Genomic DNA, 12,830 nt, shown 5'->3' with positions numbered 1-12,830 from the left:
TTTTTTTGAAGATTCCTCGTTGTGTTTATGAATTGTTTAATATATTTTTTTTGTAACTTTTTGTTCTTATAATTATCTGGCTTTTTTTAAAATAAAGGCTACTATTTCATAGCCTTACTGGATTAATCAGATTTAGAGCGAATGGCTATGTAGCTGGCCGTATTGCCTGTATATATCGCGCAGCACAGAGCCGGCCAGAAGAACGGAGCGGAAACATTATCCTGAAGCTTTCCGGATGACCTAACATGATATTGATACTGCACCGGAAGGCCCGCCTGTACCTCCTCTGTTAACCCGGTAATTTCCCTTCTGGCGGTCCCAGGCCCGCTATGAATGATTTGCCATGTTAAAAATCCTTTTTTCAATATCCTGTCCCCACAGAAACTGAGCCCGTTTTAAAAGGAGTGACAACGCTGGAATAATGACTACGACAGTCAAGATGGTAACAACGCGGACGGCAGAGAAGACTTCCCGGAAATGTATCAGATAAATCCGCCGCGTGAAAAGCGGACGTTATGATGCCAGAGTCAGGTTGATATATTTTAACAAAGGGAGAGAGTAAGTTGGCTTAGTGCCTCTACACGACAAAACTTCGTCTTTAAAATATTTCGTCGACCTTTTTGCACTCGGACCAGGATACTTGATTAATTAGTCAATCCTATTCCTTCCTTACTTTGTATCCCTGGGTAATAGCCGATTGCAGGTGTGCCAGAAGCACCTTCACTTTGACCTGTAGGTATTTTCTGCAGTAATAATTTCTGCTACAGAACTCAGCCGACTTTGGGTGCAAAGTTTAACGTCGTTACATTTTGAGCCAAACATCCGGATTCGGCCTGCCTGAATGTCAGACGAATACTGCCCTATGGAATATTTTTGATAAGTACTGCTCTGCGCTGATGTAATAATGCAGTGCGGATATGTCAGTATCCGCTTCTGTCACAAAGCGAACAGGCTGACTGAGATGAAGGTCCGCTTTGAGCGAGGAGCGGACCTTCGTAGTTTTTCTACACCTGGTAAAGACTTGTAATGCAGTCTCTTATCAGTCAACTGGGAGCAGGTAATCTCATGATTTTAAGTGCTGATCACGTCGGTTTTTCAGTTAAAAATATTGAAGACTCATTATTCTTTTGGACCCATATCCTTGGAGGGAAGTTATTACGCGAAGGGAAAATGTCTGGACCTGTTATTGATGAAGTAACAGGCGCAAGGGGAGCGGATGTACGAATGGCTTTGCTTGAACTGGCTGGCATTAAAATTGAATTATTACAATACAATAACATTGAACAGCCACAGGAGCCTTCAGCGCCCTATATCCCAGGCTACGCGCATCTTGCGTTTATAGTGCAGGATCTTGATATGCTCTTGAGCAAAGTATCGGACTATGGCTGGAAGACGCCAGGGAAACCGCAGACAGTTTTGTCAGGACCCATGCAGGGAACCAGAGTAATATATTTACAAAGCCCCGATGGTCAGACGCTTGAGTTGATGGAACGCAGTCAATGAAGTCCACATGTTATGACTTATTAAAACAGTGATATTTGCAATGTTTGCTTCTGGCACAAAGCAGACTCCCGGTCATATCATTTAAGATGAGCCATCAGTATATCACTGCCAAATAACCCCTTAATTTCTAAAAAATAAACACTGGTTAAGCTGTGCCGGCAGCGTTGCGAGGCTGTCGGCACTGCTTTTTCCTGTAACAGCTGACTTAGATGAGTCTGTTAACGTTGGCCCGATCCTTCCTTTTCATACAGTTCAGGCTATCCACATAAATCCTGATCGCAGGGCGGATGCATATTACTGAATAAACAGGAAAGTATTTATCCACCGTGACAACCCGGCACTTAAACGGAACACGCTCCTGGAATGTCTGCCAGTTATTATCAGAAAGAGCCGCTTCGCCTGGGGAAGGATAAACATGCCCCTGCCCTGACGTTTCCGGGCTGATTACCGGCTTCTTATTTTCTGATGTTTTGCGGGGCGATATAATAAAAGCAGAAACCAGTTTGCTCAGTGACAGGGCTTGTTCCTTAAGGGACAGTGCAGCTGCAGAAGCTTCTTCGACAAGTGCAGCATTTTGTTGTGTAACGTCATCCATCTGATTGACCGCCTGATGAACCTGGCTGATACCCTGCGACTGTTCTCTGGCCGCCACTGATATTTCATTAATAAGGTCGTTCACCTGATTCACCGCATCGTTCATGCGGTCAAGATTATATCTGACCCCCTCAGTCTGTTCCGAACCTTTATGGATAAACTGCATCGACGAATCAATCAGCTCTCTGATTTCCTTAGCCGAAGAGGAGGTTCGTTGCGCAAGATTACGTACCTCGCCAGCCACCACGGCAAAACCACGGCCTTCTTCACCGCGCGACGGACGTATTGATTATGATGCCATTCAGCGCCTCGGGAGCTGGCTGGGCAGCATCAATGGTGTTAAAGGATGAGTTGTCCTGGGGCATGCGGATGAAGGCACATTCCTGACCCAGGAAGAACAGGCCTCGGTAATACGTGCTTTCGTTACGTCTGTTGAAGGAAAAATTCCTGTGATTGCAGGTATCACCGGTGAGGGGACGGAAGTGGCAGCGCTTGAAGCTAAGCGGGCTGTTGATGCGGAGGCTTCAGTTGGCCTTCTTTACCCTTCACATGGCTGGCTCCGGTTCGGTTATCAGGATGGTGCTCCTCAGGACCGCTATCGCGTTGTGTATGAGGAAAGCGGGCTACCATTGATTCTGTTCCAGTACCCGGATGTAACCAAAGCGACTTATAACCTGAAAACCTTACTTGATATCTCAGCACAGCCCGGGGTTTTTGCCATGAAGAACGGTGTCAGAAACATGCGTCGCTGGGATACAGAAATCCCCTTGATTCGCCGGGAGCGTCCTGATCTTCAGGTGCTGACCTGCCACGATGAATGTTTGTTGCACACCGTTTTTGATGTGGATGGCATGCTAGTGGGCTACGGTAATATCGCCCCGGAACCTCGGATTGAAATGATTAAGGCGGGCAAAGTTCAGGATTACAGTAAGGCCCGTAAAATCCATGACCGCCTGCTGCCTGTAACGAAAGCGGTTTACCATCGCGGATCTCACATGGAAGGCATGGTGGCACTGAAACATGCACTGGTTGCACGTGGCATTCTTGACCATGCGACAGTGCGTTTTCCCCTGCTTCCTTTAGGCGATGGCGCAGCAGAAGAAATCCATGCGGCGATGCGTTCTGCTGAACCTGGCCTTGTAAATTAGTGTTCCTTGTCTGAGGCTTGATTAGCCGGCCAGACGTTTAGGGCCGGTTAATGTTTTATCAAAAAGACTGTCAGTGAATACGATTACCGACTTCTGTTGCGGTCGTGGCTGGCGAAGTCAGAAATCTTGCACAGCGATCCTCCGCCTCGGCGCGTGAAATCAAAGAGCTGATTGAATCATCCATCGCGTTTGTAGAGGCCGGAGCGTCTCAGGCCAGTGACGTTGGTGAGAACATGGCGCGAATGGATGATGCAGTCCGTCAGGTCACCGATCTGATTGAAGAAATTTCGGTTGCAGCGCAGGAGCAGTCGCTGGGAATAAGCCAGGTGCATCAGGCGGTGAATCAGATGGACGACGTGACGCAGCAGAACGCTGCATTGGTTGAAGAAGCGTCCTCCGCTGCCCGCTCTCTGACCGAACAGGCAGAAGCGCTGAACGGCCTGGTCGCCGCGTTTACGCCTGGTGCAGACGGGAACGTCAGAAAGCCCGATATCAAGCCACATCCGGGCAGATCTGCCGCGCAACCAGTAACCTTAACGCCGCTGGCGGGAACATACCAGAGTAGCGAGAATAACTGGACGCAGTTCTGACATACAGGTTATACCGCCGGCCAGCCCCGGCGGTATATCCGCCATCTCAGGGCTATCGGCTCACCGAAGGCAAATCAGAATGCACAGCAATATATTGCAGGCAGTAAAACAGCCGTATTAAACGCATTATTGAGGATGCGAACAGCACGTTGATTAACTATGTTGACGCAGGCCTGGATTACATCAGCATCCAGGTCCTGGCGGATACCATTTCGCATTATGATTTGTCTGTCACCCGGTGCTTTATACATTCTATAAAGGACTGGTCCATTATGGTTTGACAACGCAAATCATCAGCGAAATATACTATTACTTGAGATATTCGGACTAATATATAAATTATATTTCAACATAATCATAAACTTGCAATTTACATTTACTTTGCCGATTATCATTAAGCGAACCGGCTAACCGGTGAGTAACACTCTATAATCGATAGCAAGTTAATGCAGTCATTTGGGGCTCACGTCCGGGCCCCTTTTTTTCTGTGGTTTTAAAGCATGAATACGCGCCTGACGTCAACCCGCATAAGGACGAAAGCGAAAAGCATTACACTTAATATTCGTCTTGTGATCGCGACCAGGGATTGGCTTTTAGCGCTGAGCAGAGGCGTTGAATACTTCATATTTCAGCGTTTAATACCCGACGGGCAAAGATTGCACCTTTCCCCTTTCACTTTATCCCGATGACGGAGTGTTCTCACTTTATGGCAGACCGCGTTTCTGTAACAGGGGTTTTACACTAGGGTAGTTATGAAACGATTAATTTATTTTTTCTTATTGATGACAAGCAATGCTCTCGCCGCTCAGACGCCAGACCTTAAAACAGTACAGGAATACTGCCACATCACGTCCATTCCGTTAATTCAGGCCGCCTCTGATGCCGTTATTTTTGACGCGTTTGGACACACTGAAAAAATGAAAGCGCTGTCTGATACCGTTTTTTCAAGCCAGATTTTTAAAGCTGCGCCTGACGATGTCCGGAAAGCGATGAAAGACACGCTTGAAGAGGTGATTCTGTCCAAAGACAAGAAAGATAAACTGTTAAAAGCCTACTCAGGTGACAGCCAGCATGACCGGAATGTCCTGTCGTCAGTCTGGGCATATTATTCAGTCGAACCTTACCTGATCAGGTGTGCATATATGAAATTTGCGGGCTAAATCCCCCAATCTTTTCTGCCTGCGCCTGGACAAATGACGGAGCGACGTCACCGACCATCAGCGTCAGCTCCTTACTCCTGTTCTCCGCCTGGTTGGCCATACGCAACCTGTTAGCAGCGGTTCGGCATGTTTTGTGCGGCCTTACCTTCGCCGTACGTTTACAGCATGCGCAAGTCGCACACAGCGGGGCTCGGGTGTATCTGATGCCAGCCAGGACGTTTAATAAATGCGCCGTGCGTACAGAGGATAAACGTCAGCGATACGCAGCCATCCTGCGCACGACACCTTACACTTTTTTGCAGGTAAGCTGGTTTTCCGCAGCAGAAAAGCAATGCGCCCGGGATGCACGCCGAAAGTCGCTTACATTGTCTGTGTGATGATTGATCACCTGCTCTGCGCCCGTTAGCAGAGCAGGTTTAATGATAATGAAACTCGGCTATCGGACGTAAAGTGGCCTGGGTTGCGTCGTTTTAAACCGCCTTTTACTCTGTAAACCCGCCTTCCGGGTCAGATTCATAAACGATCGCGTTTGCATCAGCCAATCACACGGATCAATGCTCCGCGAATACGCATCATCACTCCTTCATAACGGTGACTACCCCACACTGCCGCGTTTTGCGCAGACATACGTGGCGAAAGTTTGCAGTCTGCTGAGCGTCAGCAAAGATGTTAATCAGGCGACGCGCCTGCTGATAGCATTACCAGCCGCTTCTGCCGAATTTATGCACTGCGCCCTCCTCTCGTCTGTCCATGAGCTCCAGCCAGGCTGCCGCCCGCTTCGGACGCACGCTTAACCTTCCGGTGCCCGGCCAGACAGCCTGTCAGATGCTGGCGGGGAGCAGGACAGCGCTCAGCCTACAGTCCGCCAACATTTTCGACGCGCCAAATGTGGCACAGGCATTAACGTACAGAGAGGGTTCAGTCCCCGGAAAACGAACGCAGAAGGGTTAAAGAGCACAGCATCAGGCGAAGGCGTGATCCGCTATAGCACGCCGCCCAGCAACGTCCGCTCAGTCCTGTGTCGGACGGCTGCGGATGGAAAGTGAAATATTAATTTAACAAAACAAGTGTGGAGCAAGCGGAGCGGTGTGCCGATAGTAAATTGTAGTTAGTAACTAAAAACACAGCAAAATAACAACTTAAAAGAGAGAGCGCATGAAAATTTCCACCCGCCTTGCCGCCGGTTTCGGCCTTCTTATCCTCCTGTCTGCCATATGTACTGGCACTGCGCTTCATGCCCTCATTAAAGCGCGTGAAAGCCTGGATGATGTTGTTCGTTACAAAATGAAAAAAAGCCAGCTTGCCACCCTCATGCTCAGTGAACTGAAAGACATGGCCATCTCGGTGAGGACACTCGGCCTGCTCAGCACTCCTGAAGACATGAAACCTGCTGATGTACTCATGCAGAAGAGTAAAGCCGACTTTCTGACCAGCCTTGCAGAAATGCATCAGATCATGGAAGCAGACTCAACGCCAGCGGGTCAGGAAGCGCTGAAAAGACTGAACGACGCTCAGAACGCTTTTTTTACCGTTTTTGAAAATGCCAGACAGCTCGGACTCGCCAATCAGGACAAGGCCTTTATTGCCTATCTTGCAAAAGAGGTCAATCCGGTTCAGGACAGGATGCTCAGCGCCCTTACTGACCTGGTAAAAATACAGAAGAAGGTTAGCGTCACATCCGGAGAACAAAACAGTGCCGCCATCGCACATGCCTCACTCATCCTGATGTTGCTCGCTGTCGCATCCGTGCTTGTTGCGGCAGGCACCGGTGTTTTCATTACCCGGCTGCTGATGCGTCAGCTGGGCGGTGAACCCGCACAGGCGCAGACGCTGGCTGCCAGCATCGCCGCAGGTGACCTGACCACCCCTGTCGTCCTTCGCCGCAACGACACAACCAGCCTGCTGGCCTCGCTGGACAGCATGCAGGCCAACCTGCGCGGCCTGGTGTCGCAGATCAAGGATGCCGCCGCCTCCGTGGCCCTGGCCGCCGACGAAATCGCCAAAGGTAATACAGAACTCTCTTCCCGCACCGAAGAACAGGCCGCCGCGCTGCAGGAAACCGCCGCCAGCATGGAGCAGCTGACCGCCACGGTGAAGAGCAACACTGCCGGTGCGCAGCAGACTGCGGAGTCCGCCCGCGAGACGGCGCGCACGGTCGACGCCGACAAGGCAAAGGTCACTGACATGACGGAGACGATGCATAACATTCAGGCAAGTGCGCTGAAGGTCCGGGATATTACATCGGTGATTGAGAGCATCGCGTTCCAGACCAACATCCTGGCGCTGAACGCCGCCGTTGAAGCGGCGCGCGCCGGTGAGGAAGGTCGCGGCTTCGCCGTGGTGGCCGGTGAGGTCCGTACGCTGGCACAGCGCAGCGCCACGGCAGCGAAGGACATCAAGGCCCTGATTGAACAGGCCGTGAGCCAGGTGGAAAGCGGCGTGGAGGTCGCCACTGGCACCGGGCAGAGCATCCTGAAAATCGTGGATATGGTCGGTGAACTGGCTGAATCCATGGACACGATTGCGCTGGCCTCGTCGGAGCAGATGCAGGGGATTTCGCAGGTCAGCGTGGCGGTGAGCCAGATGGACGGCGTGACCCAGAACAACGCGGCGCTGGTCGAGGAGTCATCGTCGGCATCCCGCTCCCTCTCTGAGCAGGCGCATGCCCTGCGCGGCATGGTGGAGGCATTCCGTGTCTGAAAAGGGTGACATCGAGTACATGACTCTCGTCCTGAGACTAAAAGCAGATGTTGATGTACTTTTTACGCAACTGAAAAGCGGTGACTACAGCAGCCCGGATACCTTTGCCAACAATCTCCATCATCTGCTGCGAATGGTTAAGGATATTGAGCCCTTTCTGGCACAGTCCGGTCTTATTGATCGCCTGGCGCGTACTGATTTGCTGCTCACGGCAAATCTGCTGGGTATCGTCAGTTCGGTCGCCATACTGGGAAACTTTATTCACTGCCTTTCCCGTCAGGCCGCAAAAGAAACAACGGAGAAGCCGAAACCTGACGTGGGCTGAAATATGCCTGTCATGAAGTGCGAGTTAACTCTGATGTGATGTGGTTGTTGTCAGAAAGATACTTATCGCCTTCGGGCTGGCCCGTCGCGTTTATGCCGACGGGCTTTTTTACAGGCATAATGTCTGCCAGACAGCCCCCGCACCTGACTTCCCCTGCTCTTCCCTGCCTCCGGCCTGTCCGATCCTGTAGCGTGTTTCTTCACGGTCAGAAGACGCCCTGGACCGAACTGAATAAACAGACATTACAGGCTCACCGGGCCGACTATTGCCCTTATCATTTGCGTTAGTCGCCATTTCCAGACCGACAGCATTCGCTGACAGTCGGGTAAACCGAAGCCTGCCGTGGCTGACGATGACACGGCATTGTCTCTGCTTGCGCCAGGCGCCTGCCCCGAGCAGCAGCATGTGGATCATCCCTCCCTGTGGGCGCATTACGCTTCCAGATTTGACTACATCAAGACTCCGTGCGGCATCGTCATCAATAGCGGTATGAGCACCTTGGCTCCCGTGCTGGCCGGACATTATCCGTTTAAACACAAAGCGCGCCATCTTCCTTACACTGTGACTTCCCACTCCTGTCTGCACCCCACACGAACCCCAGTGAAATCCTCCCTGAAGCGCAACGAAACACGTCAGCGTCATAACGGTTGCGCCACGCTTATCGGCACCCCGGATACCGACAAGGCAGGATTAAACAAACGACGGCTTTAAGCGTCTGAGCGGACGCCGCTTAGTGCATCAGGACGACTGATGTATCAGATGGCAGGTCAGATGTTTCGTGTGCGCTGTTTTGCTTTTTTGCCGCGCCAGTACTCTTCAAGGTAAGGCAGCAATTCAAGCACCACTATTCCTGTAAGCACAGCCACGATATAGTGGCCTGGCAACGGGTCTGTTCTGAGTTTAAGTTCAAATCGTGCAGATTCTTCACCGAAACCAAACAGTGCCAAAAACTGCGGCCAGTGACGGGAAACCACCAGCAGAAGCGCCACTAAAGGTAGCATTTCCAAAAAACTGTGCACATGCTGCTCAACCGGTGAGACCCGCCTTGCGGTCACAGCATAAGTCACATCCCACAGCGCTGTCGCCTCATGGCAGAAAAACAGCACTATCATAAACGCAATGACTAACGCGTTTACCTCTAAAAAGAGGGCCGCGAGTAAGGGCAGGCCCATCTCCAGAAACATCAGAATATGAATATAGGTTTCTTTCAGACCGGTGGTGGTTTCGATGTCAGTGGCTCTGTGACAAAGCCAGTCCGCAAACCCAGCAATAAGCCAGACAGGCAAAACAAAGTAGAGCAGCAGCAACATCTGAGGATCGGAAGAAGGAAGCATTTTACTTTACCTGTAAAGCTTAAATGAAAAAGCATAGACGCAGAGCGAGGGTGAGCAAGGCAACCGGGACAGGGTGAGCAGACTGCGCGCCCCAAACAACTACATAAGCAGGTCAGAAACGTCCGCTTCTGCCACCGTGCAGACATTCATGCGTCAGACAAGCGACACCTTCCTCGCGAACCTTGTATTAGAAACAGTGCCAGAGCAGCAGACATTACCCCGGCAGAGGGAAACGACCACCTTTACAGGCAAACATGACGGGCTTACAAACCGGTTACTGCACCGTCTTTCCTGAATTATTTACCCTCAGTTGCAACGCAGCTCCCTCGACAAACGCTCAAGATGTCACCGCGCGTTATAAAAGCGGGGGATGAAGTGTAAGCCGTACTGCTACAGGTCCTTGCACATATACACGCTTAAAGGATCGCTGATATAGGGAGGGAAAGCCTCACAAAGCCTGTAGCCGCATCGACGATATAGCGCTACAGCGGGCTGTTGATGAATGCCGGTTTCAAGGCGTAGCTGGTAACAGCTGTTCTCTGACGCGAATTTTTCAAGTGAGGCCAGAATTTGCTCGCCGAGTTGGCGCCCCCGATATTCTGGACGAATGTAAACCCGTTTAATTTCGCCTACGTTGCCGTCCTGAAGAAGTAAAGTGCCACAACCAGCGGACAGCCCATTAGCATCCCGCGCAATGACGCAGCGCAGTTTCTTATTACTGACGGTGGAAAGGTCCAGGCAATGATGACTTTCTGCCGGATAAAGCACGCGTTGAAACGCATCAAGTTCACTTACCAGGCAGGCTAACGCAGCGTCATCTTTATTTATTTCTGACAGGTAGAACATGATAGTCCTTTTCATTTTCGTCTGATGAAATCATCACGATATTTCAGACCTGTTTATATTGTTTGTCTGACTCAGCACATGATTAATGACGCAGGGCATCACCTGTCGTGCTCCATGCCGGGTTCTGGCGCATTAACCGGTCTCACGTTTAAAAAACGCGCTTCCCCCCTTTACTGGCGTACAACAAGAAAGTCACCCTCCCTCCCTTCAATCAACGATAAACAGCGTTGCGCCCTGCATTGTCGTCGAGCGATGCGCTTCGGCATTGTCCGCCACCTGATAGCTCACGCCAGGCGTCAGGACAAACACTCGTCCATCGTCCAGTTCCGTGGTCATTTCGCCTTTCAGGCACAGAAGAATGTGACCTTTTAAACACCAGTGATCGGCGACATAACCTGGAGAGTACTCAACCATTCTGACCCGGATAGCGCCAAACTTTGCCACACGCCAGAGCGCGAAGCCGCATTCACCTTCATGGCGTTCTTCCTCGATCTGTGACCAGTCGGTTATGCCAAAAGGGATATTTTCCATCTTCATTTTTTATGCCTTTTTCGCGAGGGTGAGTGACGTCACCTGGGGTGTTAAAAGCGGAGCAGGCAGATAACGGTCGGTTCAGTAAACGCGACGCTTCTGCTTCAGGCCATTAAAACATTTCCTACCCTCTGCGCTAGAGTATGTGAACCGTGAATTCGAGTAGAATCGATGACAAACCTGGCGATAGTTAAACAGATCAGCGGATGGCTTTATCACTTTCCGGCTTTCTGTTTAGCTTTCTTAAACGCGTTATCTTTTCCCTGAACACCCGTACGTATTGACACTGCGTCCACGTAACGGTTTAACGCAGCAAATTGCGTTTAACCCAGCGCCTCAGGGTTGATCACGTGGCTTGTGTCACCCTGGAAAAAACGCACCACATTGTCAAACGCGGTGCTGAAATAAAGCGTGTAACTGTCCTTTTCAACATAGCCGATGTGGGGCGTGCAAAGTACATTGGGCATCGATAACACTGGATGCGCCGGATCGTAAAGGGGCTCTGCCTCAAAGACATCCAGCGCGGCAAATCCCGGACGGCCCTGCCGGAGCGCGCTCAGCAGGGCACCCTCTGCCACCAGCTCTGCCCGGCTGGTGTTCACAAACAACGCATCGGGCTTCATCTGCACCAGGTCACTCAGCGTGATGTTGCCCTCGGTGGCGGCCACCAGCCGCTGATGAACAGTTATCACATCGCTGGTCGCAAAAAACGCCTCACGGCTGGCTGGCACGATTAAGCCTTCTTGCTGCGCTTCCTGTCGGGCGCGATCGCTGCCCCAAATCTGCACCTGCATGCCAAACGCGCGGGCGTAAGCCGCAATACGCTTGCCAATTTTGCCGTAGCCCAGAATCCCTAACGTCTGTTTGTGTACACCCTGCCCCAGTTCTGCCTGCCAGTGTCCGGCACGCATGGCGTTAACGGCCTGTACGAACTTCCTGCGGGCCGCCATGATTAACAGCCATGTCAGCTCTGCCGGCGCAACGGGCGAACCCACGCCTTCCACCACCGCCACGCCAGCCCGGGAACAGGCTGCAAGATCGATATTGCGGGCGATCTTGCCGGTCTGGCTGATCAGCTTCAGTTGGGGCGTGCGCTGTAAAAACGCCTCGTCAATGGTGGTGCGCTCGCGAATCAGGATCAGGGCCTGAGCACTTGCCAGCGCTTCACCGGCGGCGGGATCGCAATGGATATCCCCAACGGCGGTACAGTGAAAGGCCGGATGGCGTTTCAGGCAGTCCAGTCCTGCCGTAGCCAGTTGATAATCGTCAGGAATACATATCGGTATCGTCATCGTTACGCGCGCCTCAAGAGTCGGATTCGCTTTTCACTGCCGCCTGTAAACAGTTTTACATCATTAAAACACCAACAGGGTTTCGTCAATCGGCTTCGCCGCATTCTGTCCACGCTTTCGAGCAAGGCGGCCCCTGCCAATGGGTTGCGAAAAAAAGAGTGAATAGAAATCGCAGGACGCACGTTTACTCAGCAGAAATCTGAACGAGAGAACCCACGTCATGATTCATGCTCAACCCGTAAATCCCCGACAGCACGATGACCGGCTGCCTCTAGCGCTTCACTGGATCACCGCCGCCAGCCTCCTCTTTTTATTCGCCAGCGCCCACATCTGGCAATGGCTGGAGCGCGGCACGCCGCTCAGGAAAGGCTTACAGTCAGTGCACATTTCCTGCGGTATTTTGCTGGCGCTGATGATGGTGGTTCGTCCGGTCTGGCGGGTGATGAGTCAATGCTCGCCGCGTTATGCCCTGCCTGCGGCGTCGATATCCCGTCCGGCATCCATTCTGTCTCATTGCGTGCACGGCGCGCGCTGTCTGTTGCTGTTCACGCAGGTTGTATTGGGCTTTCTGTTCCGCTGGGCACAGCAGGAGCCGTTTCACTTTTTCGGCCTCTTCGGGCTGAGCGGGCGGGTTCATGTCGATCCCCTGTTTAAACATTCATTGAGGGAATGGCATAACACCATCGCCCGGACGCTGATCGTTCTGGTCGCGTTTCATGCCCTGGCCGCCCTGCTTCATCACTTTGTTTTCCGCGATAACGTGCTGCGTCGCATGCTGCCCGTTCGCCCCTTCCGCTAACGGGAGCT

The 12,830-nt window shown here is 51.7% G+C and carries 10 protein-coding genes and 3 pseudogenes; 8 read left to right on the top strand and 5 right to left on the bottom strand.

The genetic code is table 11. The features are described from left to right. Nucleotides 1-166 precede the first annotated feature (166 nt). Together RAC65_RS00190 and RAC65_RS00185 are read left to right on the top strand one after the other, a co-directional pair. The gene (locus tag RAC65_RS00190) at nucleotides 167-244 is read left to right on the top strand and encodes a hypothetical protein (RefSeq protein ID WP_226374504.1); all 78 of its coding nucleotides are present in this window, start codon (nucleotides 167-169) and stop codon (nucleotides 242-244) included. An 821-nt stretch (nucleotides 245-1,065) separates the two neighbouring features. Next, the gene (locus tag RAC65_RS00185) at nucleotides 1,066-1,503 is read left to right on the top strand and encodes a VOC family protein (RefSeq protein WP_033737932.1); all 438 of its coding nucleotides are present in this window, start codon (nucleotides 1,066-1,068) and stop codon (nucleotides 1,501-1,503) included. A 481-nt stretch (nucleotides 1,504-1,984) separates the two neighbouring features. Here RAC65_RS00185 and RAC65_RS00180 read toward each other — a convergent pair. Beyond that, nucleotides 1,985-2,368, bottom strand: a pseudogene (locus tag RAC65_RS00180) (methyl-accepting chemotaxis protein); the annotation flags it as partial. Nucleotides 2,369-2,381: 13 nt separating this feature from the next. Between RAC65_RS00180 and RAC65_RS00175 the strand changes: the two are divergent. The 5 genes and pseudogenes from RAC65_RS00175 to RAC65_RS00155 all read left to right on the top strand — a co-directional run bounded on the left by RAC65_RS00175 (nucleotide 2,382) and on the right by RAC65_RS00155 (nucleotide 8,731). Beyond that, a pseudogene (locus RAC65_RS00175) lies at nucleotides 2,382-3,245 on the top strand (dihydrodipicolinate synthase family protein). A 98-nt stretch (nucleotides 3,246-3,343) separates the two neighbouring features. Beyond that, nucleotides 3,344-3,835 (top strand): annotated as a pseudogene (locus RAC65_RS00170) (methyl-accepting chemotaxis protein); the annotation flags it as partial. Between the two features lie 2,315 nt (nucleotides 3,836-6,150). Further along, on the top strand, nucleotides 6,151-7,695 hold the full coding sequence (locus RAC65_RS00165; RefSeq protein ID WP_058702776.1) for a methyl-accepting chemotaxis protein: 1,545 nt from the start codon (nucleotides 6,151-6,153) through the stop codon (nucleotides 7,693-7,695). A gap of 19 nt (nucleotides 7,696-7,714) precedes the next feature. After that, nucleotides 7,715-8,020: a hypothetical protein gene (locus RAC65_RS00160; RefSeq protein ID WP_152998383.1), complete on the top strand. Its 306-nt coding sequence runs from the start codon at nucleotides 7,715-7,717 to the stop codon at nucleotides 8,018-8,020. A gap of 342 nt (nucleotides 8,021-8,362) precedes the next feature. Beyond that, nucleotides 8,363-8,731, top strand: coding sequence for a hypothetical protein (locus tag RAC65_RS00155; RefSeq protein WP_152998381.1), 369 nt, complete (start codon nucleotides 8,363-8,365; stop codon nucleotides 8,729-8,731). Nucleotides 8,732-8,787: 56 nt separating this feature from the next. Here the strand turns inward: RAC65_RS00155 and RAC65_RS00150 are convergent, their stop codons facing one another. From RAC65_RS00150 to RAC65_RS00135, 4 genes are all read right to left on the bottom strand, one after another. After that, nucleotides 8,788-9,354: a hypothetical protein gene (locus tag RAC65_RS00150; protein WP_058702773.1), complete on the bottom strand. Its 567-nt coding sequence runs from the start codon at nucleotides 9,352-9,354 to the stop codon at nucleotides 8,788-8,790. A 390-nt stretch (nucleotides 9,355-9,744) separates the two neighbouring features. Next, nucleotides 9,745-10,200, bottom strand: a complete 456-nt coding sequence (locus RAC65_RS00145; RefSeq protein ID WP_375096224.1) for a GNAT family N-acetyltransferase — start codon at nucleotides 10,198-10,200, stop codon at nucleotides 9,745-9,747. 207 nt (nucleotides 10,201-10,407) lie between these two features. Continuing rightward, nucleotides 10,408-10,737, bottom strand: a complete 330-nt coding sequence (locus tag RAC65_RS00140; RefSeq protein ID WP_164481826.1) for a DHCW motif cupin fold protein — start codon at nucleotides 10,735-10,737, stop codon at nucleotides 10,408-10,410. A gap of 317 nt (nucleotides 10,738-11,054) precedes the next feature. Further along, entirely contained in the window at nucleotides 11,055-12,023 is a 969-nt protein-coding gene (locus RAC65_RS00135; RefSeq protein ID WP_375096223.1) for a D-2-hydroxyacid dehydrogenase family protein, read from the bottom strand. Nucleotides 12,024-12,243: 220 nt separating this feature from the next. Here RAC65_RS00135 and RAC65_RS00130 point away from each other — a divergent pair, with 220 nt between their 5' ends. After that, the gene (locus tag RAC65_RS00130; protein WP_375096222.1) at nucleotides 12,244-12,822 is read left to right on the top strand and encodes a cytochrome b; all 579 of its coding nucleotides are present in this window, start codon (nucleotides 12,244-12,246) and stop codon (nucleotides 12,820-12,822) included. The last annotated feature ends 8 nt before the right edge of the window (nucleotides 12,823-12,830 follow it).

This window comes from Pantoea sp. BS_8, from assembly GCF_041954965.1.
Lineage (GTDB): Bacteria > Pseudomonadota > Gammaproteobacteria > Enterobacterales > Enterobacteriaceae > Pantoea > Pantoea stewartii.
Note: the sequence above shows the minus strand (reverse complement) of the source record. Positions and strands in the feature narration are given on the sequence as shown.